Source organism: uncultured Mesonia sp. (assembly GCA_947499595.1).
GTDB classification, from domain to species: Bacteria; Bacteroidota; Bacteroidia; order Flavobacteriales; family Flavobacteriaceae; genus Mesonia; species Mesonia sediminis.
This window is the reverse complement of the sequence record CANMOY010000003.1, coordinates 124,732-148,821: the sequence shown is the minus strand read 5'-3', so window position 1 is coordinate 148,821 and position 24,090 is coordinate 124,732. Positions and strand designations below refer to the sequence as shown.

General features: G+C 35.5%; 21 protein-coding genes. 9 read left to right on the top strand and 12 right to left on the bottom strand.

Annotation, left to right across the window (positions count from 1 at the left end; translation table 11 throughout):
* Positions 1-15: 15 nt before the first annotated feature.
* From rodA to purH, 6 genes are read right to left on the bottom strand one after another with little or no spacing between them, the layout of a single operon-like run.
* Positions 16-1,263, bottom strand: coding sequence for a rod shape-determining protein RodA (rodA, locus tag ACH2AZ_RS04835; RefSeq protein ID WP_394906894.1), 1,248 nt, complete (start codon positions 1,261-1,263; stop codon positions 16-18).
* Position 1,264: 1 nt separating this feature from the next.
* Positions 1,265-3,127 (bottom strand): penicillin-binding protein 2, encoded by a 1,863-nt coding sequence (mrdA, locus tag ACH2AZ_RS04830; RefSeq protein ID WP_394906893.1) that lies wholly within the window; start codon positions 3,125-3,127, stop codon positions 1,265-1,267.
* Positions 3,124-3,627, bottom strand: a complete 504-nt coding sequence (locus ACH2AZ_RS04825) for a rod shape-determining protein MreD (protein WP_394906892.1) — start codon at positions 3,625-3,627, stop codon at positions 3,124-3,126. Before ACH2AZ_RS04825 ends, mrdA begins: the two co-directional genes overlap by 4 nt.
* The gene (gene mreC, locus ACH2AZ_RS04820) at positions 3,624-4,433 is read right to left on the bottom strand and encodes a rod shape-determining protein MreC (RefSeq protein ID WP_394906891.1); all 810 of its coding nucleotides are present in this window, start codon (positions 4,431-4,433) and stop codon (positions 3,624-3,626) included. The genes ACH2AZ_RS04825 and mreC overlap by 4 nt, the downstream gene beginning before the upstream one ends.
* A 17-nt stretch (positions 4,434-4,450) precedes the next feature.
* Positions 4,451-5,479, bottom strand: a complete 1,029-nt coding sequence (locus tag ACH2AZ_RS04815) for a rod shape-determining protein (RefSeq protein ID WP_394906890.1) — start codon at positions 5,477-5,479, stop codon at positions 4,451-4,453.
* A gap of 46 nt (positions 5,480-5,525) precedes the next feature.
* Positions 5,526-7,052 carry a bifunctional phosphoribosylaminoimidazolecarboxamide formyltransferase/IMP cyclohydrolase gene (purH, locus tag ACH2AZ_RS04810; protein ID WP_394906889.1) on the bottom strand — a complete coding sequence of 509 codons (1,527 nt, stop codon included), beginning with the start codon at positions 7,050-7,052 and terminating at the stop codon, positions 5,526-5,528.
* A gap of 196 nt (positions 7,053-7,248) precedes the next feature.
* Between purH and ACH2AZ_RS04805 the strand changes: the two genes are divergently transcribed.
* The 4 genes from ACH2AZ_RS04805 to ACH2AZ_RS04790 all read left to right on the top strand — a co-directional run bounded on the left by ACH2AZ_RS04805 (position 7,249) and on the right by ACH2AZ_RS04790 (position 11,398).
* Positions 7,249-8,505: an ABC transporter permease gene (locus ACH2AZ_RS04805; RefSeq protein WP_394906888.1), complete on the top strand. Its 1,257-nt coding sequence runs from the start codon at positions 7,249-7,251 to the stop codon at positions 8,503-8,505.
* A gap of 79 nt (positions 8,506-8,584) precedes the next feature.
* Positions 8,585-9,049, top strand: a complete 465-nt coding sequence (locus ACH2AZ_RS04800) for a hypothetical protein (RefSeq protein ID WP_394906887.1) — start codon at positions 8,585-8,587, stop codon at positions 9,047-9,049.
* On the top strand, positions 8,985-10,778 hold the full coding sequence (locus ACH2AZ_RS04795) for an ATP-binding protein (RefSeq protein WP_394906886.1): 1,794 nt from the start codon (positions 8,985-8,987) through the stop codon (positions 10,776-10,778). The genes ACH2AZ_RS04800 and ACH2AZ_RS04795 overlap by 65 nt, the downstream gene beginning before the upstream one ends.
* The gene (locus ACH2AZ_RS04790; RefSeq protein ID WP_394906885.1) at positions 10,775-11,398 is read left to right on the top strand and encodes a response regulator; all 624 of its coding nucleotides are present in this window, start codon (positions 10,775-10,777) and stop codon (positions 11,396-11,398) included. Before ACH2AZ_RS04795 ends, ACH2AZ_RS04790 begins: the two co-directional genes overlap by 4 nt.
* A gap of 47 nt (positions 11,399-11,445) precedes the next feature.
* Here ACH2AZ_RS04790 and ACH2AZ_RS04785 read toward each other — a convergent pair whose 3' ends face one another.
* Positions 11,446-13,494, bottom strand: coding sequence for a dihydrofolate reductase (locus tag ACH2AZ_RS04785; protein ID WP_394906884.1), 2,049 nt, complete (start codon positions 13,492-13,494; stop codon positions 11,446-11,448).
* Between the two features lie 84 nt (positions 13,495-13,578).
* Between ACH2AZ_RS04785 and ACH2AZ_RS04780 the strand changes: the two genes are divergently transcribed.
* Together ACH2AZ_RS04780 and crcB are read left to right on the top strand one after the other, a co-directional pair.
* Positions 13,579-14,664 carry a GyrI-like domain-containing protein gene (locus ACH2AZ_RS04780; RefSeq protein WP_394906883.1) on the top strand — a complete coding sequence of 362 codons (1,086 nt, stop codon included), beginning with the start codon at positions 13,579-13,581 and terminating at the stop codon, positions 14,662-14,664.
* A complete protein-coding gene (crcB, locus tag ACH2AZ_RS04775; RefSeq protein WP_394906882.1) occupies positions 14,665-15,033 on the top strand; it encodes a fluoride efflux transporter CrcB in 369 nt (122 codons plus the stop codon).
* Here the strand turns inward: crcB and ACH2AZ_RS04770 are convergent.
* Positions 15,027-15,650: a DUF1684 domain-containing protein gene (locus ACH2AZ_RS04770; protein WP_394906881.1), complete on the bottom strand. Its 624-nt coding sequence runs from the start codon at positions 15,648-15,650 to the stop codon at positions 15,027-15,029. The genes crcB and ACH2AZ_RS04770 overlap by 7 nt on opposite strands.
* A 54-nt stretch (positions 15,651-15,704) precedes the next feature.
* Positions 15,705-19,160 (bottom strand): methylmalonyl-CoA mutase family protein, encoded by a 3,456-nt coding sequence (locus ACH2AZ_RS04765; protein ID WP_394906880.1) that lies wholly within the window; start codon positions 19,158-19,160, stop codon positions 15,705-15,707.
* Between the two features lie 215 nt (positions 19,161-19,375).
* On the opposite strand from ACH2AZ_RS04765, the gene ACH2AZ_RS04760 reads away from it, so the two are divergent.
* The 3 genes from ACH2AZ_RS04760 to ACH2AZ_RS04750 all read left to right on the top strand — a co-directional run bounded on the left by ACH2AZ_RS04760 (position 19,376) and on the right by ACH2AZ_RS04750 (position 21,269).
* Positions 19,376-20,095, top strand: coding sequence for a DUF4197 domain-containing protein (locus ACH2AZ_RS04760; protein WP_379048566.1), 720 nt, complete (start codon positions 19,376-19,378; stop codon positions 20,093-20,095).
* A gap of 77 nt (positions 20,096-20,172) precedes the next feature.
* Positions 20,173-20,352, top strand: coding sequence for a Lacal_2735 family protein (locus ACH2AZ_RS04755; protein ID WP_394906879.1), 180 nt, complete (start codon positions 20,173-20,175; stop codon positions 20,350-20,352).
* Positions 20,353-20,378: 26 nt separating this feature from the next.
* Complete coding sequence (locus ACH2AZ_RS04750; protein ID WP_394906878.1) at positions 20,379-21,269, top strand: mechanosensitive ion channel family protein; 891 nt, start codon at positions 20,379-20,381, stop codon at positions 21,267-21,269.
* On the opposite strand, the gene ACH2AZ_RS04745 is transcribed toward ACH2AZ_RS04750, so the two are convergent.
* Genes ACH2AZ_RS04745 through prfA form a run of 3 tightly spaced genes read right to left on the bottom strand, consistent with a single transcriptional unit; the run spans position 21,256 to position 24,033 of the window.
* Complete coding sequence (locus ACH2AZ_RS04745) at positions 21,256-22,053, bottom strand: ABC transporter substrate-binding protein (RefSeq protein ID WP_394906877.1); 798 nt, start codon at positions 22,051-22,053, stop codon at positions 21,256-21,258. The two genes, ACH2AZ_RS04750 and ACH2AZ_RS04745, sit on opposite strands and share 14 nt — an antisense overlap.
* A gap of 48 nt (positions 22,054-22,101) precedes the next feature.
* Positions 22,102-22,929 carry an orotidine-5'-phosphate decarboxylase gene (gene pyrF / locus ACH2AZ_RS04740; protein WP_394906876.1) on the bottom strand — a complete coding sequence of 276 codons (828 nt, stop codon included), beginning with the start codon at positions 22,927-22,929 and terminating at the stop codon, positions 22,102-22,104.
* A 27-nt stretch (positions 22,930-22,956) separates the two neighbouring features.
* A complete protein-coding gene (gene prfA / locus ACH2AZ_RS04735; RefSeq protein WP_379048576.1) occupies positions 22,957-24,033 on the bottom strand; it encodes a peptide chain release factor 1 in 1,077 nt (358 codons plus the stop codon).
* Positions 24,034-24,090: the final 57 nt, after the last annotated feature.

The following is a 24,090-nucleotide window of genomic DNA, read 5'->3' as shown; positions in this document are numbered from 1 at the left end:
TCTTAAATAAAAAAATTAAATCTCTTGGCGTGCAGCGTCTAGACGAATGAAAATAAATAATAGAACGGTAAAGCCCCACAATGAAGAACCGCCGTAACTAAAAAAAGGCAAAGGAATACCTACAGTAGGAAAAATACCGATAACCATTGCTACGTTAATAGCAAAATGTATAAATAGAATTCCGGCTACACTATAACCATATATTCGGCTAAATTGATTTTTCTGTCTTTCAGCCAAAACGATTAACCGAATAATTAAAATTACAAATAAGAGGGTTAGTGTTGCACTGCCTACAAACCCCCACTCTTCTCCTACGGTGCTAAAGATATAATCGGTATGTTGTTCTGGCACAAAGCCTCCTTTGGTTTGCGTACCTTTTGTCCACCCTTTGCCCCACAAGCCTCCACTACCTATGGCTATTTCACTTTGATCGGTATTATAACCAATTCCTTTGCTATCTACTTCTTTACCTAGTACAAGATTAAATCGGTCACGATGACGCTGCTCAAACACGTTTTCGAAAATATAATTAACCGATAGCGAAAACAATATGGCCAAACCACCTAAAACTACATAGCGTGAAATATGCTTTCTTTTTTTCTTTCGATTGAAAAATAAAATTAAAAGAGCAATCGCCACAACACCCGCACTCACCCATAAACTACCTACAGCTAGAGTAAAAACAAAAATAAAGAGTAAAGAAAAACCTAAGATTAAATAGAGCCCAGATAGCCCTTCTCGATACAGCGGAAAGAAAAAAGCCAAATACACCAAAGCACTACCGGGGTCGGGTTGGGGTATTATAATTAACGCTGGTAAGGCAATGATAAGAAATGCGCTTAATTGATTTTTAAAACTCTTTATATTGATTTGAATATCACTAAGATATTTAGCTAGCGCTAACGCAGTTGCAGCTTTGGCAAATTCACTAGGTTGCAAACTAAAACTCCCGAAACTATACCAAGAAGTTGCCCCCGAAATGGTTTTTCCAAAAATAAAAAGGCCCAATAAAGAAAGAAGCGATACCAAATAAATAATGCTTGAAAAACGATAATAAAATTTGGCTTCTAGCGAGAGCATGATTACAATTAATACTAGTGATAAACCAATCCACAAAGCTTGTTTACCATAAATCTGGTTCATGTCAAAAAAGCCAGTGGCAGCATCGTTTAAACTAGCCGAATAAATATTAATCCACCCAAATAAAACCAAAATGAGGTACAAAAAAATTGTAAACCAATCGGGTAAGAAGCTTTTGCCCATTTTACTGATTTATTTTAAATTCTTCTCCCGAATAGGGTTTTAAATACTCTTCTTCTAAGCTGTGAGTCAAAATCCATTGCTCCATATCTTTTCGTGTTATTTTGCCTTTGAGGTATTTCTCAATCATCAAACTAGCAATTCTCCCCGCATAACGTGACCCCCAATAGCCATTTTCAACTATTACAGCAATTGCTATTTTAGGATCGTCTTTTGGTGCAAAAGCCACAAATAAGGAGTGGTCTGTAAGCTGAGTCCTTTTTCCGTCAATACGTGTAAAATTTTCAGCAGTCCCGGTCTTTCCGCAAATTTCAATATCGGGTATTTGCAAATATTTCGCGGTACCTGAGGTATAAACTTGATGCATCCCTTCAATAATAGGCTCGAAGTGTTCTGTACTTATACTGGTCCTTTTCTTTTGTGTAAATTTATCATCTTTAATTGGCTCACCATCAATGGCTTTTAAAATATGTGGTGTGTAGTAATAGCCCCGGTTAGCAATTGCAGCAGTAAAATTTGCCATTTGAATAGGTGTAGCCAATATTTCTCCCTGCCCTATAGCATTTGACAAGGTATAGGTGGCCGCCCAACGCGTGTTAGGGTACCATTTATCATAATAATCTCCGTCTGGTATTCGTCCCGGTTGACCTACTGGTAAATCATTTCCTAAATAATTTCCTAACCCAAAACTGCTTAGGTGCTCGTACCATACATCCATACCCTTGTGTGCCGTAGGGTATTTCTCTATAATTCTTCTGTAGGTTTTGGCAAAATAAGCATTGCAAGAATTAGCCAGAGCTGGGGTTAAGGCAAGCGGACTGGCATGGGCATGGCAACCCATTTTTGCATTTCTTCCGTAACGAAAACCATGTGAGCAAGATTCCTTGGTATTTATATCGGTTACCCCTTCTTCTAATGCAACCAATCCTGTTAGGGCCTTAAATGGGGATCCTGGCGGATACATAGCTTGCAAGCTTCTATTTAGCAGTGGCTTATTGATACTATCATAATACAATTTGGTATAATTTCCAGACCGTTTGCGCCCTACCAGCAAGTCAGGATCATAGAAAGGAGCGGTAACCACGCTGAGTAACTCCCCCGTTTTTGGCTCAATAGCCACAATACCTCCATGTTTATTTTGCATTAATTTTTCGCCATAAGCTTGAAGCTCTTGATCAAGCGTTAGCGTAATATCTTTCCCTTTTACCGATAGGGTATCATAAATACCATTTTTATAGGGCCCTATTTCCCGGTTAAACCGATCTTTTTGAACGTAGTTTACACCTTTAACACCGCGTAAAAGCGATTCATATTGTTTTTCAACGCCAGACCTACCAATTAAATCACCTAACTTATAATACGAACTTTCTTTAACTTCAGATTGCGTTACCTCTGAAATATAACCTAAAACACTTGCTGAATGATCTACTTTGTAATCTCTCAAAGATCTCTTTTGAATATAAAACCCCTTGTATTTCCTCATTTTTTCTTTTAATAAGGCAAACTCATCTTGCGTTAATTGGGGAATAATAACCGATCGTAATCTCGGGGAATAAACACGAGCTTTATCAAGTCGCTCAATCAGTTTTTCTTTGGTTATATTTAAAAGACTAGCTAATTCTAACGTGTCAAATACCTTTATTTCTCTAGGAATCACCATTACATCATAAGATGGCTGGTTGGCCACTAATAGGTTTCCTTCACGATCAAAAATATATCCACGCTGCGGGTAATCGTATTTAATACTTACCGCATTATTTAGTGATAGCGCCTCATAAGAACTATCAATTACCTGTAAATATAATAGCCTAATCAAAAAGATCAAGCCGGTTAAACTTACTAAGATAATTGGAAAGAATTTTCTCACGTTTTTTTAGATTTAAAGATAAGCGTAATCAGTATAATAAATAGAAAAGTTAAAACACTAGAATAAATTGTTTTTTCTAAAACATCAAGCATTCTTTCTAAATTAAAATATTCTAGAAGGTATAAGACAAAATGATGCGTTAAAATCACTAACCCAATATAAGATAGTCTTTGTGTAACGGGAGTCTGGTTAAGTTTTAAAGTATTTAATTCATAGCTAATACCAAATGCAAATCGCAATAAAAATGGTCGTATATACGCAGCAAATACGCAAGCCGCGGCGTGCATTCCACCGGTATCATCAAAAAAATCTAAACTTAACCCTAATAAAAATGAAAGTAGCATTACCCAAGCATGACTTAAATTAAAGGGTAATAGTATAATAAAAATGATATAAACTTGAGGGTTTACAAATTCAAAGAGATTAATTTTATTAAAAATAAATATCTGTAATAAAACCAATAATATAAATCGTATGCTATGTTTTAAGATTGTATTCATTCTAAACTTTGTAAATCTCCTTTCTGCTTATTATTAATGAAATAAACATAGTTTAAATTGGTCATATCATTAAACAATTGGACATTTATGGTATAATAATTTTTGCCTGGTTCAAGTTCAAAACTCACCACTTTACCCACTGGTATGTTTGGCGGAAAAATTAACGAACGACCTTCTGTGGTTATGGTATCTCCTTTTTTTACCTCGGCTAGTCGAGGTATATCTTCGACCTGAATAATTTGTGGATTTTTACCATCCCAAGTTAGCGTACCAAAATGATTGGATTTTTTTAATTTAACATTTACTGCTATTTGGGAATTTAAAATAGAAATAACCCTACTATGTTTCTGGGCAGTTTGCTCAACAATCCCTACAATCCCTTTTTGTGTAATAACGCCAAAATCTACTTGAATACTATCTTTTTTGCCTTTATTAACCAACACATAATTATCTAAATGGCTATACCGATTTGCCACTACACGGCCTGCTTTTAACTCATATATCGAATCGGCAATTCTAAACGTCTCGAGACCTTTTTCTTGCAAGGTCGCCTGTGCCTCTAAAAGTTGTTTTCTGAGCACTAAATTTTCTTCGACTAAAAACTTATTATCTTCTTTTAACCTAAAGTACTGACCTATACCGCTTAAGGTATTATAAATTCCTCCTGTTAGCCAATTTGCAGATGAAACAAACTTACTTTTATGGTAAGAGTGTGACTCTATGGTAAAAATTAAGGAGATACAAAACAACAACAAGAATAGCAGGGTATTCTTATAAGATATAAGAAAATTGATTATTTGCTGCATTACATCTTTTTGCTATTTTATTTGATTAAAATACCTTTGAATTTATTAATATTTTTTAGCGTAATTCCTGTACCACGAACCACTGCACGCAAGGGATCTTCTGCGATATATACAGGAAGATCTGTTTTTAAAGAAAGCCTCTTATCTAATCCTCGTAGCATAGAGCCTCCTCCTGCAAGGTAAACACCTGTGTTGTAAATATCTGCAGCCAATTCGGGTGGAGTCTGCGATAAGGTCTCCATTACCGCATCTTCTATTCTTAATATTGATTTGTCTAATGCCTTAGCAATTTCCCTATAAGTTATATTGACTTGCTTTGGTTTTCCTGTTAACAAGTCTCTACCTTGAACATTCATTTCTTCGGGTGGGGCCTCGATATCCTCGGTTGCTGCTCCAATTTGAATTTTTATTTTCTCGGCAGTGCGTTCTCCTACATACAAGTTATGTTGGGTACGCATATAGTAAACAATATCGTTAGTAAAAACATCTCCCGCAACTTTAACAGATCTATCGCAAACAATACCGCCTAAAGCGATAACAGCGATTTCTGTGGTACCTCCTCCTATATCTACAATCATATTACCTTTAGGCTGCATGATGTCTACACCTATTCCTATAGCTGCGGCCATAGGCTCGTGAATAAGGTAAACCTCTTTACCGTTTACTCGCTCTGCGCTTTCTTTTACAGCTCGCATCTCAACCTCGGTAATACCAGAGGGTATACAAATTACCATGCGTAATGCAGGGGTGAAAATTTTCTTTTTTAAAGCAGGTATTTCTTTTATAAACATAGTAAGCATTTGCTCACTTGCGTCAAAATCGGCAATAACACCATCTTTCAAAGGCCTTATGGTTTTGATATTCTCGTGGGTTTTACCTTGCATCATCGCAGCCTCTTTACCCGCTGCGATAATTTTTTTAGAGGTTCTATCTCTAGCAACAATAGAGGGGCTATCTACCACAACTTTATCGTTATGAATAACCAAAGTATTTGCCGTACCTAAGTCAATTGCAATATCTTCAGTAAGAAAATCAAAAAATCCCATAATTTAGTTCTCTGCGCTTTAAAAAATCGTTCAACCGATTACAAAATTAGTGTTTAAAATGACGTGTACCTGTCATAACCATAGAAACTTCGTTTTTATTGCAATAATCTATACTTAAATCATCTTTTATTGAGCCTCCTGGTTGAATCACTGCCTTAATTCCTGCCAAGTTAGCAATTTCTACGCAATCTGGAAAAGGAAAAAACGCATCACTCGCCATTACCGCTCCTTTTAAATCAAAATTAAAAGATTCTGCCTTAGCAATAGCTTGCCTTAAAGCATCTACTCGACTGGTTTGGCCGGTACCGCTAGCGCATAGTTGCTTATTTTTGGCTAAAACAATGGTATTCGATTTAGTATGCTTGCAAATTTTCGAAGCAAATAGCAAATCTTCCAACTCTGTTGAATTGGGCTTCTGATTAGTCACCGCTTTCAAGTCTGATTCCTTATCTGTTATATAATCTTGATCTTGTACCAATACTCCATTTAAACAAGTACGAACAGTACGTTTTGGCAAAGCTGTATCTTTTTGCTCTAAAAGTATACGATTCTTTTTACCTTTTAAAATTGAAAGAGCCTCATTTGTATAGCTAGGTGCGATAACCACTTCACAAAATAATTGATGAATTTCTTTTGCCGTTTCTTCATCTATGGTTTGATTACTTATTAAAATACCTCCAAAAGCTGAAACAGGATCGCCTGCTAAAGCATCTAGGTAAGCTTGTTTTAAGGTCTCTCGTTGGGCTACTCCACAGGCATTATTATGCTTTAAAATGGCAAAAGTAGGCGCATCACCTTTAAATTCTTTCATCAAATTTACCGCTGCATCTACATCTAGCAAATTATTATATGATAACTCTTTACCGTGCAATTTATTAAACATTGCATCAAAATCACCATAGAAGAAACCTTTTTGGTGCGGATTTTCTCCATAACGTAAAGCTGTACCTTGAGTGTAACTTTGTTTATAAGCCGTTTCTTCTTCATTAAAGTAATTAAAAATCGCCGTATCATAATGTGAAGAAACATTAAAAGATTTTGCCGCAAATAACTTTCTATCTTTCAACGAAGTTTTACCTTGATTCTCATTAAGAACAGCTAATAATTGCTCATAATCTTCTCGAGAAGACACACACAAAACGTCTTTAAAGTTTTTGGCTGCAGCGCGAATTAAGGAAATTCCCCCTATATCGATTTTTTCGACTATATCTTGTTCACTAGCTCCAGAGGCTACCGTTTTTTCAAAAGGATATAAATCTACAATTACCAAATCAATTTGTGGTATTTGGTAAGTTTCCATTTGTTCTTGATCCTGTTGGTTTTCTTGTCTATTTAAGATACCCCCAAATACCTTGGGATGCAAAGTCTTTACTCTACCGCCAAGAATTGAAGGATAATCTGTAATATCCTCAACCGCAATCACATCTATCCCTTTTTCTTTTATAAATTTTTCTGTGCCTCCAGTAGAGTAAATTTTAACGCCTAAGGCATCTAACTTTTCTACAATTGGTCCTAATCCTTCTTTATGGAATACAGAAATTAAAGCTGATTTGATTGTTTTTAAATCGTTCATGTTGTGTTGTTGTTTAAAAGCGCAAAAATAGTATTTCTCTTAGTAAAATGTGCAGTTGTTTTAAAATAAAAGAACATTATTTAGTAAAAAGCGCCCGTTCTATAACAACATAGATTTTAAATTTGAAAATTTAAATCATCTTGTAACAAATACCACCGCATAACGTCTTATATTTAAGCTTAATTAAATTGTTTATATGCTGATTTATCTAAGGATTATAAAAGAAAGTTTCAACTTTGCGATTAACGCCTTAACCAATAATAAACTAAGAACCTTTTTATCACTTCTGGGGGTGACCATTGGTATATTTTCTATCATAGCTGTTTTAGCTGCAGTAGATTCACTTGAGAAAGAGGTAAAAGGAAGTTTAAGCACCTTAGATAGTAGCACGATCATACTCACCCGATTTTCTTTTGGTCCAACTGAAATACCGCAATGGAAAAGACAACAGTTTCCTGATGTAAGTTATAAGGAATACCAATATTTAAAAAGGAATTTACCCGAGACCAAAGCTGTAACCTACACCATAAATGTGCCAGCAAAACCAATTAGCTTTGGAGGTAAACAAGCGCAAAGCGTTCAAATTTCACCATTAGGTAGCGAGTATTACGAAATAGAAAACTTAAGCTTAATTTCTGGACGTTTTTTCAATGAATCTGAAGCCGTTAGTGGAAGTCCGGTACTGGTAATGGGATACGAAATTGCCGAAAATTTATTTTCTAATCCAGAAAGTGCCCTCAATAAAGAAGTGAGGCTTTACGGAAGAAAATTTACTGTCATTGGTATTTTAGAAAAAGAAGGAGCAAGCATGTTTGGCCCTTCAAAAGATGGTAGTGTTTTTATTCCTGTAAATGTTGCACGTCGCATTTATGGAGACAATAATCGAGGTACATTCCCACAAATTATTATCAAACCAGAAGAGGACGTTGACAATGAAGCCTACTTAGCCATGTTAACCCAAAAAATGAGACTCTACAGAGGATTAAAACCAGAAGAAACCGATAACTTCTTCATAAATCAACTTAAAGGATTTACCGATTTTATCGATAACATTACAGGTCAATTAAATTTAATAGGTCTTGTTATAAGCGGCTTTTCTTTGCTCGTGGGCGGATTTGGTATTGCCAACATTATGTTTGTTTCTGTAAAAGAACGAACAAATCTCATCGGTATACAAAAGTCATTGGGGGCTAAAAATAAATTCATCTTACTTCAGTTTCTTTTTGAAGCCATTATTTTAGCGATTATTGGAGGATTGGTTGGTTTGGTTTTCGTTTACCTCACCACCCTTATTGCCTCGGCTGCAACAGACGATTTTACGTTTATCTTATCTGCCTACAATGCGATTTTAGGCATTAGCATTTCGGGGGCCATCGGACTTATAGCAGGGATCATACCCGCACTATCGGCCTCAAAACTAGACCCGGTGGAAGCCATACGTACTGGCATGTAATGGATTAATGATATCAAATTAGGCTTTTTTATGTTAAATTATATATATTTACATAAACTAACCCTATCTAAAACTATCAATGAATTCATTATCATCTCCAATTGTTAGCCAATTGAAAAACTTTCAATTAACCAATGAAAGTCATCTCAGTCAATTAGCGCTGCATCTAAGTATCAACATTCCGAATCATTCATTTTACAATTTTGCTCTTTACAACTTGAGTAATCAGACTTGTTCTACTTTGGTTGTTTTGCTCAGCGACGGGACAACTAATCGGTATAAAGATAAACCTGTAGAAACCCAATTAAGTCTTGACATCGATTTAAGTTTATTGAATTTTACTTCTATAATAAACCAACAGTTACAAATTATTTCTTATCATCAACTTGCAGGAGAAGTTGAACCGTCATCGATGCTCGAAAATTTAAAAGAACTGGTCCTTGAACACCAAATGAACACCTATCAAATTTTATGTGAAGATGAAGCAAATCAACATCTACAATATCCTATCGAAGCCTGCGGCGGTATCATTTCAAATGCTTAAAGCATTTTTAATCCTGCAGTTTATATTTATATCTGCATTAAGTTTAGCCCAGGAACAACCGAAGGAAGCATTTGATTCTATCGCTTATTATCAAGAGGAACTTCATAAGGAAGATAACCCCAAATCTCGCGCAGATAAATTGGTAAAATTGGCACAAAATTACAATTTAAATGATAGGCACGATAAAGCCTCTCCTTTACTTTTTGAAGCGTTAGAAATCTATAAATCGCTAAACTTAGAAAAAGAATTAGCTTACTGCAATTACGAGATTTTTAATACGGGTAATGCCAAGAACAGCGAACAATCGAGGCGCCATTTACAAGCTTTTTATGATTACGCTAAGAAAAAAAATAATATAAAAGCGCTGGTTCAATCTCATCTGGGTTTTGGTGTATCTTACCTCTCAAGTAAAACTTATCCTAAAGCAAAAGAAAATTATCAAAAAGCCATAGCACTAGCAAGAAAAATAGGCGATAGCTTATCGCTTGTTCGGGCACGTGGTAATTTAGGTTTAATACATTCTGGGTATGAAAATCTACAAGACTCTGCCCGTATTAAATACCAAAAAAATATTGATTATTTACAAAGCACCAATGAGCATGAATTATTGGTGAACAACTTAATTAACTATGCCAATAGTTATGAGAAAGAAAAGAAGTTTAAACTGGCCTTGAATTATATAAATCAAGCAAAAGAAGTACCTATTAGCACTAATGTAGATCTATACCATAAGGTAATAAACGCAAAGCTTGCCCGCTATCATTATGAATTAGGAAACTACAAAACAGCTTTGGATTACATGTATAAATCTGAACAGTTACGCCGAAAAATAAACTATGAAAAGCAGAAAATAGCTATTGCAGATTTACAAGAGAAATATGAGGCCGAAAAAAAAGAAAAAGAAAATATCGTCTTAAAGCATGATATTGAAAAAAAGAAAAAGGTACAGCAGCTCTTATGGGCCGGTATAATTTCAGCTTTAGTGATAGGATCTTTAATCGTATTTTTAATATTGAAAAATGCACGAAAAAAACGAGAACTTATCCGTAAAGAGGAGCAATTAAAACAAAAACAAATTGAAAAAGAACTCAAAGATCAAGAGTTAAACAGTATAGATACATTAATTGAAGGTCAAGAGAAAGAGCGGCAGCGATTGGCTGAGAATCTACACGATAATTTAGGTGCTACTCTTGCTGCCCTAAAAATTAATTTAATGCAATTGCAAAAACCTGATGCCAATTTTAAGCAACAAGCCTTACAAAATGGCGTAGAATTGATTAATGATGCTTATGAAAAAGTACGAGGGATGGCCCATGAAAAAAGTACTGGGGTGATTGCCAAAAAAGGATTATTACCCGCAATTAAAAAGCTTGCTAACCAATTTTCAACCCAAGATCTAGCAATTTCTGTAGAAGATTTTGGTTTAGATAATCGCTTAGATAATAGTTTAGAAATAAGAATATACAGAATTATTCAAGAATTACTCACCAACATCATTAAGCATGCTAAAGCCTCACAAGCTACCATATCGCTGACCAATCACGACTCAAGTCTCAATATTATTGTTGAAGATAACGGCATTGGCCTACCCAAAAATTTTAAATTTTCTAATCAAACAGGAATTGGCTTAGGAAGTATTGAGAAAAGAGTGGAAAACCTGATGGGAACCATTGAAATTGATTCTAACCCTCAGCGGGGTACAAGCATAATTATAAACATACCCTTATGATAAAGATAAGTATTGCAGAAGACCACCAATCGCTAATAGACGGCATAGATCTATTGTTGAAATATGAAGAAGACTACAAAATCATTCATACTGCTAATAACGGAAAAGATTTGCTGGAGCAAATTAAAAAGAAACAACCCGATGTAGTTTTAACCGATATTCGCATGCCTATTTTAGACGGGATAAGCCTCACCCAGACCATTACTCAGCTGTTTCCCAAAATTAAAATAATTGCTTTTACCATGTTTGACCAATTGCAAGCCATTGAACAAATGCGCGAAGCCGGTGCTCATGGATATATCTTAAAAAGTTCTGGTCTCAATGATCTTAAAATAGCGATAGATACTGTCTTAAAGGGTGAGAATTATTATGATAAAGCCATAGATGTTAACAGTCTTGGTCAAAATAATAGCAACAAAAAAACTATTTTAAGTAAATCTGAACGTGAGATATTGCAACTCATAGGAAGAGGGCTTACCAGCAATGAAATAGCAGAAGAACGCTATTGCTCTGTTTCAACTGTAGAGACCCATAGAAAAAACATGATTAAAAAGCTAGGTTTACAAGGAAAAGGTGAATTGCTGCGCTATGCAATCGAAAAAAAATATGATTTCAATTAAAAAGCCCCCAATATTGACTGGGGGCTATTCTCGAATTAGCTTTGCTTTTAGTTTTCTAATGGTAAAAAGCTATAGTTTTTACTGTAGTTAAGCATTTGATGCATAAAAGACTCAGGTTGCTCTATGCTAATTTTTATTATTTCTCCGTTTTCATTCATTTCTGGTCTTAAAATAGGGTTTACAAAACCGCTATAAGGTTTGGCATTGAATTTGGAATTTCTTTCGATCACTTCTTTATGCAACTCTTGATCTACCTTAACCCCATAATTCTCGACAAGTGCCTTAACCGCTTTAAAATCACCTTCTGATTTAATTCTTTGGGTTTCCTTGAGTAAGTCTCCAAATAATTCACGTAACTTCTGGTAATCATTAATTACAAAATAGGTTTTACCCTCTTTGTTAATTTTTTCAATTACATTTTCTTCTTTTCCTTTTTCATAAACCCAAGCGCTCACCCATTGTCTATTTCGCATATGAGCCTCTTCAATATCTTTGCCAAGTTCAATTCTAGTTAATTGGGTCATTAATCCATTTCTAATATAATCATTATAAGCAGCTTTTCCTAGTTTCTCACTATTATCGGTTAAACCGAGTTCTTGCAATTTAGGGTCCATTAAATAATATAAACCAACCAAATCTGCTCTTCCTTCTTCTAAGGTCGATGCATATTCTTTTAAAGTTTCTTTGGTTTCTCCAACGCCAGGATTAAGTTTACCCGAAGCGTGCCCAACAACTTCGTGCAAAGCAGTATGTAATTTATCGGCCAATTTACCATATTGTTCAGATAATTTAATTTCTTCTTCGGTATAGGCAAACTCCCTTAACTTATCAGTGCCTCCAGCATTGTTGTAAGCATTTATAATATTACCCAAGGAAACTGATTTACTACCATGCTCTTGTCTAATCCAATTGGCATTAGGTAAGTTTACACCGATGGGCGTGCTAGGCGATGCGTCACCTGCTTCACCAGCTACAATAACGGTTTTGTAAGTAACTCCTTTTACATTTTCTTTTTTATGCTCCTTAGCAATTGGCGCATTGTCTTCGAACCACTGCACATTATCTTCTAATACAGCCATTTTTTTTGACATATCGAAGTCTTTAATCTGTACGATATTTTCGAAAGACCCCCGATAACCTTTTGGATCATTGTACACCTCGATAAATCCGTTAATGTAGTCAATATTTCCTTCGGTAGCTTCAACCCAAGCCACATTATAATCATCCCAAACCTGTAATTCACCAGTGGTGTAGTACTCTATTAAAAGCTCCAAAGCATCTGCTTGCGCTTCATTTTCAGCAACAGTTTTTGCTTTTTCTAACCATTCAATTACTTTAACGATTGACTCATGGTACATACCGTCAACCTTATACGTTTTTTCAATTAATTCCCCATTTTCCTTCACAAGCTTAGAGTTTAATCCAAAAGAAAGTGGCTTTTCTGGATTAGGTGATGTTTTTTTTGCGTAAAAATCATCCACCTCAGCTGCCGTCACCTCTACTCCATAAAAATTGGTTGCTGATCCTTTCAGCAAGCCTTTTGAAGCATCTAAGTTTACTTTTTTGGCATCCTTATCATTAAAAATCACCTCGAACACCTCATCTTCAAGCTTGTAATTTGTTTCTGTCAAAAGCGTTTTTAAGTATGATTTCTCAAATTCGGGCTTTATTTTATCGTTAGAGTAATGGTGGTGAATACCATTTGAAAACCATACACGTTTTACGTAGGTCATAAAATCATCCCAAGAAGCTGTGTTTTTATCGCCATTGTAATTATTTACAACATGCTCTAAGGCTTTTCTTATTTTTAAATTGTGCCTGTAATTTTGATCCCAAATAATATCTCTTCCGGCAAGGCCAGCCTGGGTTAGGTAATAAACTAATTTTTGTTCTTTTAAACTTAGGTTTTCCCAACCAGGTATTTGGTAACGCAATATTTTAATATCGGTAAATTCTTCGACCACATAAAGAAAATCTTGTTTTTGATCTATTTCGGTCGTCGTTACTTCTTGCTTTTCTGAAGTTGCTTTTTCTTGTTTACAAGCTAGCACACTGATTGCTGCCGCAAAAAACAAGGGAATAAATTTTAATTTCATCTTAATTAATTTTATTTTTAAACTGTTTAAAACTTTCGTGGCCTAAAATAAGTATATTCGTTTTACCATGCTCAAGACTTTTGTATGAAAATATTTAAATACATCTTTTTATTGTTCTTAGTTGCAATTATAGGTACTTCACTCTATGTTGCCACACTAGACGGGAATTTTAAATATACGCTTACTCAAAAAACCAAAGCTCCTGGTTCTATGGCTTTTAAACAGATTCATAATTTTGAGAACTGGGAAAATTTTGTAACCGACTCTACTGGTTCACCTATAGTTTTAAAGCCAAAAGAAAATATTAGGTCAACAGATTCTATTACCCAATTTAGTAACTTTAATGAAATATCTGGCGAAATAAAGACAATTGAAAGACAGCCTTTCTCTAAAATGACACAAAAAATGAATTTGAGTCAAGGAAGGAATGAGGCAGAAATCAATCTAGGCTGGACAATACAAGAAATCGAGTCTCAAACGCAAATTCAACTTACACTATCGGGAAAAAAAAGTTTTTTGGCAAAATTATTTGGTATTTGGAGAACCCCAAGTCTAGATAAAATTATAGCCGATAATTTTGATTTAAGTTTAAAAAATCTGGATGAATATTTGATACGTGAAATGAAGAAAACAAGCATCTCTGTCGAAGGTGTGACTCAGTTTAGTGGCAGTTATTATTTGTATGCTTCTACAGCTTCTAAAAATAATTCCGATTTAATCGTAAACAAGAGCCAAAAAATAATATCGCAAGTTGAAAACTATATGCAGCGTAATAATTTAAGGGCTTCGGGTTCTGGTATCACAGTTTTTAACAACATAGATACCCTGAATCAATCGGTTATAATCTCGGCAGGCATTCCTATTTCTTCGCGAGTAATCACGCTCAAAGCGGATGATGTGCTTACCGGGTTTATGCCCCAAAAAAAGGTTTTAAAAGTCACCTTACAGGGAAATTATAAGAGTTTAGAACAAGCTTGGGAAAAAGCTTATGCTTATGCACAGCAAGAATTCTTAAATGTGGATGAGCAAGCGGAGCGCTTTTTGATTTACGTGGTAGCTTCTGACCAAGAAGAAAATCCTGCCCAGTGGATAACCGAATTGTATTTACCTCTGAAAGAAACTGAAAGCGGAACAACTACAGAAGAACCTCAACTAAATGAATACAACTAAATGAAACCCTTTTTATTGGTATTTTTAGGAGGTGGCTTAGGAAGTGCTTTACGCTATTTTGTACAGCGCCTTTTCAATACTAGCACTTGGCCTTTTGGCACCCTATTAGTAAATATACTAGGCTGCCTTATTATCGGCCTTGTAGCCGGTTATCTTATAAAAACCGAAAAGTACTCTACTTCTTTAAGCTTATTGATTATTTCCGGGTTTTGTGGGGGATTTACTACCTTTTCAAGCTTTGGGCTAGAAGGTTTTAAAATGTTGCAAGCTCAAGCTTATTGGCAGTTCATAGGTTACTTTTTAATAAGTATATGTTTAGGTTATTTAGCTGTTGGCATTGGCCTGTATTTAATGCGAGTTTCTTATTGATCTTTGTTATACATTTTTACTCCTGCCAAAACCGAAAACTCCAAATGATTGTCTGCCGGCGGAATGGGACAAGAATAGCGTTTATTATATACACAATATGGATTATAGGCCTTATTAAAATCTAATTGCAAGATTGAAGGGTTAGGGCTGCTCATCCAGATATCTAAATACCTTCCCCCTGCGTAGGTCTCTTTTCCGTTAGATAAATCCGTAAAGGGAATGAAAAAATAATTTTTATACTCAGGATCTGACTTTAACCGCTGGTTCTGATAAACATTTAATCTATAAGATGCTTTCTCATAAGTAAAATGCAATTCGCCATACTTTGAATATAAGGGCAATCGATTGGTAGTGGTTTTCATAGCGAAAACCGAATCGTTTGCAGTACGAACAAATTTAGCTTCTACAATAAAAGTTGAATCAATTTCAAAAAACGATAATGATTCAAAATCTGCTAAATCCTCTTGTGCCAGTGGAGAAGAATCTGGATTTTTAAACTTTTCGTTTAAGTCCGCTTGGAATTCTTTTGCACTAATCTGCTGTTGCGCAACGCTAATTGAACTTAATAGGCATATGCACATTAAAAAACAATAAGATAAATTAAACTTTATTCTCATTTTGCTATAATTAAAATAAAAAACTGCCCTAAATAAAGAGGGCAGTTTTATAGTCTACATATTTCTTCGGTACTGCCCCCCTACTTCAAAAAGAGCCTCTGTAATTTGACCTAATGAACACACTTTTGTTGCATCCATAAGCTCTTCAAAAATATTTTTATTTTGAATAGCGGCTTCTTTAACGCGTTCTAGCGCATCACCTGCACTGTGTTCATAGGTTTTATGCAATTTTTGAAGGGTCTTAATTTGGTTTTGTTTTTCTTCTTCTGTAGCACGAATTACCTCGCCTGGAGTAACCGTAGGTGAGCCTTTACTACTTAAAAAAGTGTTTACCCCAATTATAGGGAAATCTCCATTATGCTTTAGCGTTTCATAATAAAGACTTTCTTCTTGTATTTTTGAACGCTGGTACATGGTTTCCATCGCGCCCAATACACCTCCTCTTTCAGTAATTCTATCAAACTCTTGCAATACGGCTTCTTCTACCAATTCGGTCAATTCCTCAATGATAAATGAACCTTGAATTGGGTTCTCATTTTTAGCAAGCCCCAACTCTTTATTGATAATCAACTGAATTGCCATTGCACGTCTTACCGATTCTTCTGTAGGAGTGGTAATAGCTTCATCATAAGCATTGGTATGCAGAGAATTGCAGTTATCATAAATGGCATACAGCGCTTGAAGCGTAGTTCTAATATCATTGAAATCGATTTCTTGGGCATGTAGAGATCTACCAGAGGTTTGAATATGATATTTTAGCATTTGTGCTCTAGGATTGGCTCCGTATTTTTCTTTAAGTGCCTTGGCCCAAATTCTGCGAGCTACTCGACCTATAACAGCATATTCAGGATCAATACCATTGGAGAAAAAGAAAGAAAGATTCGGGCCAAATTTATTGATATCCATACCTCTACTTAGGTAATATTCTACATAAGTAAATCCGTTAGCCAAAGTTAAGGCCAATTGGGTTATAGGGTTGGCTCCTGCTTCGGCTATATGGTAGCCCGATATAGAAACCGAGTAAAAATTACGCACTTGATTTTCTATGAAATATTCTTGTACATCGCCCATCAAACGTAATGCAAATTCGGTAGAAAAAATACACGTATTCTGAGCTTGATCTTCTTTTAAAATATCGGCTTGAACAGTACCGCGTACTACAGCTATGGTCTCTTTTTTTATTTTCTCATACACTTCTTTGGGTAAAACTCGATCTCCAGTTACACCTAATAACATTAGTCCTAAACCGTTGTTACCCTCTGGCAATTCACCTTTATAGGTTGGCCTTTCTAATCCGCTTTCTTGATAAATCGCTTTTATTTTTTGCTCAACTTCTTTCTCAAGATCATTTTCTTTAATGTATTTTTCGCATTGCTGATCTATGGCTGCATTCATAAAGAAACCGAGCAACATAGGAGCCGGACCATTAATGGTCATACTTACCGAGGTTAAATGATGTGCCAAATCAAATCCGGAATATAGTTTTTTTGCATCATCTAAGCAGCAAATTGAAACCCCAGCATTACCTATTTTACCATAAATATCTGGTCTTAAATCGGGATCGTTTCCGTAAAGGGTAACCGAGTCAAATGCCGTAGAAAGTCTTTTTGCAGGCAAGCCCAAACTAACATAATGAAATCTTCTATTGGTTCTTTCTGGTCCTCCCTCACCGGCAAACATACGAGTAGGGTCTTCTCCTTGGCGTTTGAACGGATATAAACCTGCGGTATATGGGAATTTTCCTGGTACATTTTCTTGAAGAATCCACAGTAATAAATCACCCCAAGCCTTATATTTTGGTAAAGCTACTTTAGGGATTTGCGTATGTGACAACGAAGTGGTGTGCGTATCTATTTTTATTTCTTTATCTCTTACTTTAAAGCTATAAATAGGATTCTGATACTTCTTAACGGTAGTTGGCCAATTTAAAATCTCTTCCCAATTATAGGGATCTAAATCCATTTTCACTTTATTGAACTGAGCGATTAATAGATTGATTAAATCAATATCCGATTCATCCTGCAAATCGTTTTTTATCGCCTCCTCGTCTAGACCATTTTTATTTAAGTAAGCATATTCGTTTTGATCCGAGGGTTTAATATCAAGCAATGTGGTGATAGTTTTATATACGCCATAAAGTTTTTGAGCTACATTAACCTGGATATTCACATTTTGATCGTAGGCTCGATTATTCTCTGAGATTTCGGAGAGGTAGCGTACCCGTGCTGGAGGGATGACAAATATCTTCTCAGACATTTCATTGGTAATATGATACTGACTATTCAATGATGCATCGGTTTTTTCGGCCAGGGCATCCATGATATTTTTGTACAAGGTATTCATACCGGGGTCATTGAACTGGGAAGCAATGGTACCAAATACCGGAATATTGGCATCGTCTTCGTGAAAAAGATGATGGTTTCTCTTGTATTGTTTTTTTACATCGCGCAAAGCGTCGAGAGCGCCACGTTTGTCAAATTTATTTATAGCTACCAAATCAGCGAAATCAAGCATGTCTATCTTCTCCAATTGCGTAGCAGCTCCAAACTCGGGAGTCATAACATACAAGGAAACATCAGAATGGTCTAATATCTCGGTATCGCTTTGTCCGATTCCCGAAGTTTCTAAAATAATTAAATCATACTGCGCTGCCTTTAGCACTTGAACTGCCTCGCGCACGTGTTTAGATAAAGCCAAATTTGATTGTCTTGTCGCTAGAGAGCGCATGTAAACCCTTGGAGAGTTTATAGCATTCATACGAATACGATCGCCTAGAAGGGCTCCTCCCGTCTTTCTTTTTGATGGGTCTACCGATATAATTCCAATAGTCTTATCGGTAAAGTCAGATAAAAAACGACGTACCAATTCATCTACTAAAGATGACTTTCCTGCTCCTCCTGTACCTGTAATTCCTAATACAGGAGTTTTACAACTTTTATTGATTTCGTGAATCTCATCTAGTAAAGTTTGAGCTGTTTCTGGAAAATTCTCTGCCGAAGATATCAAACGGGCCATACTTCCCGGATCTTTATCTTGTACTTTCTGCAGTGCTATATTGGCTTTATCTCCCAAAGGATAATCTGATCTCTCTACCAAATCATTAATCATTCCCTGCAGCCCTAGTTCCCGACCATCGTCTGGACTATATATGCGTGTAATTCCGTAGGCTTCTAATTCTTCGATTTCTTCAGGAAGAATTACTCCTCCTCCACCTCCAAAAATCTTAATATGGGCTGCATTTTTTTCTTTAAGTAAGTCATACATATATTTGAAATATTCTGTATGTCCCCCTTGGTAAGAAGTCATAGCAATCGCATTTGCATCTTCTTGAATAGCGGTATTTACCACCTCTTCTACGCTACGGTCATGCCCCAAGTGAATAACCTCAACACCCGTTGATTGTATGATACGACGCATAATATTAATAGCGGCGTCATGGCCATCAAATAATGATGCTGCCGTTACAATTCTTACTTTATGCTTGGGTTTATATATTTTTATATTTTTCATAACTAACATTCCTTTTTTTAAGTGCGTAAATTTAAGAAAAACTAATTACTTTTTGTCTCGATTCTCTATTTTGAAACCTATCCAAAAGGAATGACTATAGCAAGCCTACAATTATTTTAAGTCAAAATCTAAAGATGATACCTAATTTTCTTAATTTTGGTAGCAATACAAATCGATATCTTAATTAGTCAAATCAGTTTTAAATCATTTCAATTATGAAAAATCTTTACTTCTTTTTATTTATACTAGCCATTTTTAGTTTTCAGTCTTGTGCAGAATTACAAAGCATTGCTAGTCAAATTCCTCAAGAAAACAAAGTATTAACCAATCAAGATATCGCACAGGGGTTGAAAGCCGCACTGCAGAAGGGTGTTGACCAGGAGGTTAAAAAACTTACTTTAGAAAATGGATTTTACCAAAATGAGGCGGTTAAAATTTTATTGCCTAAAGAATTGACCAAAGTTGAAAATACGCTTAGAGATGTTGGACTTGGTAATCTGGCAGATGAAGGGATTAAAGCCTTGAACCGAGCGGCTGAAGATGCTGTAAAAGAAGCAACGCCTATTTTTGTAAATGCTATTTCGCAAATGACTATTAACGATGCGAAAAATATTTTAATGGGTGACCAAAATGCAGCAACGGCGTATTTAAAAGCCAAGACCAATCAAGAATTATATAACAAATTTAACCCGGTAATTCAAAATTCCTTTCGCAAGGTTGGAGCAGACCAAATTTGGAGTAATCTCATCACCAAATACAACCAAATACCCCTTACCAAAAATGTTAACCCCGATTTAACTGATTATGTAACGAACCAAGCATTGAAGGGTGTCTATTTTATGATTGAACAAGAAGAAAAACAAATAAGAAACAATGTTAGTGCACGGACAAGTCAAATTCTTCAGCGTGTGTTTGCACTTCAAGATCAATTTTAATTAATATTAACTCTTTTTACCAATTCCTAAACAAAAAACACAAACATTATGTTTTAAATTGATCATAAAAAATGAATATGTTTTGGAGAAATAAAAGAAGTCATATTGACCGATTGAAAGAAAAATATCAATCGCTTATGAAGAAGGCATTTCTCATAGCCCCTAAAAATAAGAAAAAGAGTGATTATTTAAATCGGCAAGCAAGGCGTATTTTTCAAGAGTTGAAACGCGCCGGTTGGAACAGTCAATATTTTTAATTTAAAATGCTTAAATCCTTAATGCGATGAACCAAAATGCTACCGATAAATTTCTAGAATCTGCTACTGCCTACTACCAAGAGTTTATTGGGCTTCTTCCAAAAATTGGTATTGGTATATTAATTGTAATCCTTGGAAGTCTCATTGCTAAATTAATTTCTTCATTTTATTTAAAAAGAATAAAGCGTAAAACTACCGACCCTTTGATGGCAAGATTCCTAGCGCAAGCCATCAAAATTAGTTTTATTTTATTATCATTTATGCTAGCACTCGAAATTGCTGGCTTAAGCAATATTGCCGCTGGAGTTTTGACAGCAGCTGGTGGAGCTGCTATTATTTTAGGATTTGCTTTTCAAGACATTGGGAAAAATTTTTTAGCAGGAATTATCTTAGCGTTCAACAGACCATTTCACATTAATGACACCATTATGGTAGGTGATTTTTTCGGTAAGGTAAAAGCCTTAAATTTTAGGTACACCCATATTAAAAGTTCAGATGGTCGTGACATTTTTATACCTAACTCTGATGTACTTACCAAAGCGGTAGAAAACTATACTGCCGACGGTTTTTTTAGAAATGAGTTCATTGTAGGAATAGGCTATGAAGATAATATAGAGCAAGCCAAGAAAATAATCATGGATATTATTAATAGTCAACCAGAAATCATTCAAAACAATATTGACCACCAGAATTTTGTTACCGAAACAGAGCTAGCGGTTAACGCTGTAAATTTAAAAGTTTTCTTTTGGGTAGATACGCAAGATTACAGAGTTTCTTCGCGTATTTTCAGGGGGCTTATCATCCGTAAAGTAAAAGAGGCTCTAGATGAAAAAGGCTTTAATCTCCCCGCTAATATTACCGAACTCAAACTTTATAAAAATACAGAAGATATTCCTTTGCGCCTTAAGAAAGATTAATTTGACAAATTTCTTTGTGTAAATTAATAAAATATGACATAGCTTTAAGTAGACGTGAACCGTACCAGCTAAAAAATTCACCATCTACCAATACAACCTTATCTTGTAAGTTTTCAGGAATTTCTTGGATGTGTTTTTCTTTAAATGGAAAAGGCTCTGAAGACAAAAAAATAAAATCTACTTGAGGTAAATCCTCCCAATTAATTTCAGGGTACCTTGATTTGTGAGCGTAAACATTTTGATAGCCTGCGAGGTGCAAAATATGGTGAATGAAGGTATGATTTGCCGCTACCATCCAAGGATCTTTCCATATAAAATAAGCTACTTTTTGCAATGGAGCTTTACTCACTTGTTGTTGTAGCTGTTGTTGTTTTTGGTTAATAGCTGCAAGCATTTCTTCAATAGCTAAATCGCAATTAAAAAGAACGCCATATTGACGCATTAACTCAAAAGCTTCAGGAAGCGTATTTACATCTGAAACGTGCACCGGTGCTATTTTTTGAAGTTCTTTAACCATTTCTGGTGTATTCTCTTCTTTGTTGCACAGAATTATATCTGGATTTAATGCCGCAATTTTATCTAAATGTACTTGTTTGGTACCTCCTACTACAGCACTTTGTTTACGGATTTTTTTAGGATGCACACAAAATTTAGTTACGCCAACCAATTTATCTGCTAAACCTAAATCGACCAACAATTCTGTTTGACTTGGCACCAAACTGATTATTCGTTGTGGAGCTTTATCCAAACATAGCCTTCGGTTTAATTGATCAAAAACTTGCATAGGACGCTATTTTGATATTTCTAAAGTTAACTTGCTTCTTTCTAAACTTTAAGACAATAACTGGTCTACATAAACTTTCATTTGTTGCTGAAGTTCAAAGGCTTTGTTTTTGGCGGCTTCTGCAAAATCTGTTTGTCTACTAGCGTAAATAATTCCTCGCGAAGAGTTGACTAGCAAACCTACTTGATTGTTAAGTCCGTATTCGCAAACCTCTTTTAAATTCCCACCTTGAGCTCCTACTCCAGGGACCAATAAAAAATGGTTAGGAACAAGTTCTCGAATAGTCTTGAAAGATGATGCTTTCGTGGCGCCTACTACAAACATTAAATTTTGCGAATTCTTCCAATTCACAGCCGTTTTCAAAACCTTATGATAAAGCTCCTCATTATTCACTAAAGCTTGCGTTTGAAAATCGAGTGCGCCCTGATTAGAGGTTAAGGCCAATAAAATGGTGTGCTTATTGGGAAAAGCCAAAAACGGCTCTACAGAATCTTTACCCATATATGGAGCTACCGTCACCGAATCAAATCCCAAATCTTCGAAAAAAGCTTTTGCGTAGCGACTAGAGGTATTACCTATATCACCTCTTTTGGCATCTGCTATGGTAAAAGTATCAGGATACTGCTCATTGATATACCGTATAGTTTTTTCTAAAGCTAACCAGCCCTTAACACCATAAGCTTCATAAAAAGCGGTATTAGGTTTATAAGCCACCGCAAGTTTATGGGTTGCATCTATAATTGCTTTATTAAAAGCAAAAATTGGGTCTTCTTCTTGAAGTAAGTGCTCGGGGATTTTATCTAAATCGGCATCTAAACCGACACATAAAAAAGATTTCTTTTGCTTTATTTGCTGAACAAGTTCTGCTGTGGTCATAATTGTGGTGCAAGTGTCTTTAAAAGATTAAAAGATATCTGATCCTTCTTTAAGTTTTTCGGTATTGGCCACCAATTTTAATTCGTCAATGATTTTTTGAATATCCCCGTTAATTATATTCGACAAATCATATAAAGTTAAATTTATACGATGGTCGGTAACACGGCCTTGCGGATAATTATAGGTTCTAATTTTTGCACTACGGTCACCACTGGTTACCATTGAACCTCTTTTAGCTGCATCGGCTTCTTGTTTTTTGGCCAGCTCCATATCATACAATCTAGAGCGTAAAACTTTAAATGCCTTTTCTTTATTTTTATGCTGTGATTTTTGATCTTGACATTGAGCTACTATACCTGTAGGTTCGTGTGTAAGGCGAACAGCAGAATAGGTAGTATTTACCGATTGCCCTCCAGGACCAGATGAACAGAAGTAGTCAATTCTTACATCTTTAGGATCTATTTCTACATCAAATTCTTCGGCTTCTGGAAAAACCATTACGGTTGCTGCGCTAGTATGCACCCTTCCTTGAGTTTCAGTCTGTGGTACTCGTTGTACACGGTGTACTCCTGCCTCATACTTTAAGGTGCCATAAACATCTTCACCACTAACCTCAAATTGAATCTCTTTGAACCCTCCATTTGTTCCTTCAGAAAAATCTACTGTGCTTACACTCCAGCCTTTACTTTCGCAATATTTAGTAAGCATTTTGTAAATATCTCCTGCAAAAATACTTGCTTCATCCCCGCCTGTTCCCGCACGAACCTCAACTACTGCATTTTTAGCATCTTCAGGATCTTTAGGAATAAGCATCATTCTTATCTTTTCCTCTAGCTCAGGAAGTTCTTGCTTAGCCTCTTCCAACTGCATTTTGGCCATTTCGACCATTTCCTCATCACTCCCATCTGCAATTATCTCTTCGGCTTCGCTCTTATTTTGAGTAAGTTCTACATAGCGCTCTCGCTCTACCATTAACTTTTTAAGGTCTTTATACTCTTTTGTAAGCTCTACATATCTTTTTTGATCGGCAATGATTTCAGGTTGTATAATTAAATCGTTAACCTCGTCAAATCGCTGCTTTACTATGTTTAATTTATCTATCATAAAAATTCAATAATTGCACAAATTTACGATTATTTCTTGATTGTATTAACTGCTGCT

What these genes read in the sequence shown, in the direction of transcription:
- prfA (WP_379048576.1), bottom strand. Translation starts at nt 24,033, where the DNA reads ATGATAGATAAATTAAACATAGTAAAGCAGCGATTTGACGAGGTTAAC.
- ACH2AZ_RS04760 (WP_379048566.1), top strand. Translation starts at nt 19,376, where the DNA reads ATGAAAAATCTTTACTTCTTTTTATTTATACTAGCCATTTTTAGTTTT.
- ACH2AZ_RS04750 (WP_394906878.1), top strand. Translation starts at nt 20,379, where the DNA reads ATGAACCAAAATGCTACCGATAAATTTCTAGAATCTGCTACTGCCTAC.
- ACH2AZ_RS04795 (WP_394906886.1), top strand. Translation starts at nt 8,985, where the DNA reads ATGAAGCAAATCAACATCTACAATATCCTATCGAAGCCTGCGGCGGTA.
- ACH2AZ_RS04815 (WP_394906890.1), bottom strand. Translation starts at nt 5,479, where the DNA reads ATGGGATTTTTTGATTTTCTTACTGAAGATATTGCAATTGACTTAGGT.
- crcB (WP_394906882.1), top strand. Translation starts at nt 14,665, where the DNA reads ATGAAACCCTTTTTATTGGTATTTTTAGGAGGTGGCTTAGGAAGTGCT.
- ACH2AZ_RS04780 (WP_394906883.1), top strand. Translation starts at nt 13,579, where the DNA reads ATGAAAATATTTAAATACATCTTTTTATTGTTCTTAGTTGCAATTATA.
- pyrF (WP_394906876.1), bottom strand. Translation starts at nt 22,929, where the DNA reads ATGACCACAGCAGAACTTGTTCAGCAAATAAAGCAAAAGAAATCTTTT.
- ACH2AZ_RS04800 (WP_394906887.1), top strand. Translation starts at nt 8,585, where the DNA reads ATGAATTCATTATCATCTCCAATTGTTAGCCAATTGAAAAACTTTCAA.
- ACH2AZ_RS04805 (WP_394906888.1), top strand. Translation starts at nt 7,249, where the DNA reads ATGCTGATTTATCTAAGGATTATAAAAGAAAGTTTCAACTTTGCGATT.
- ACH2AZ_RS04770 (WP_394906881.1), bottom strand. Translation starts at nt 15,650, where the DNA reads ATGAGAATAAAGTTTAATTTATCTTATTGTTTTTTAATGTGCATATGC.
- ACH2AZ_RS04785 (WP_394906884.1), bottom strand. Translation starts at nt 13,494, where the DNA reads ATGAAATTAAAATTTATTCCCTTGTTTTTTGCGGCAGCAATCAGTGTG.
- mreC (WP_394906891.1), bottom strand. Translation starts at nt 4,433, where the DNA reads ATGCAGCAAATAATCAATTTTCTTATATCTTATAAGAATACCCTGCTA.
- ACH2AZ_RS04790 (WP_394906885.1), top strand. Translation starts at nt 10,775, where the DNA reads ATGATAAAGATAAGTATTGCAGAAGACCACCAATCGCTAATAGACGGC.
- ACH2AZ_RS04825 (WP_394906892.1), bottom strand. Translation starts at nt 3,627, where the DNA reads ATGAATACAATCTTAAAACATAGCATACGATTTATATTATTGGTTTTA.
- ACH2AZ_RS04765 (WP_394906880.1), bottom strand. Translation starts at nt 19,160, where the DNA reads ATGAAAAATATAAAAATATATAAACCCAAGCATAAAGTAAGAATTGTA.
- ACH2AZ_RS04745 (WP_394906877.1), bottom strand. Translation starts at nt 22,053, where the DNA reads ATGCAAGTTTTTGATCAATTAAACCGAAGGCTATGTTTGGATAAAGCT.
- rodA (WP_394906894.1), bottom strand. Translation starts at nt 1,263, where the DNA reads ATGGGCAAAAGCTTCTTACCCGATTGGTTTACAATTTTTTTGTACCTC.
- ACH2AZ_RS04755 (WP_394906879.1), top strand. Translation starts at nt 20,173, where the DNA reads ATGTTTTGGAGAAATAAAAGAAGTCATATTGACCGATTGAAAGAAAAA.
- purH (WP_394906889.1), bottom strand. Translation starts at nt 7,052, where the DNA reads ATGAACGATTTAAAAACAATCAAATCAGCTTTAATTTCTGTATTCCAT.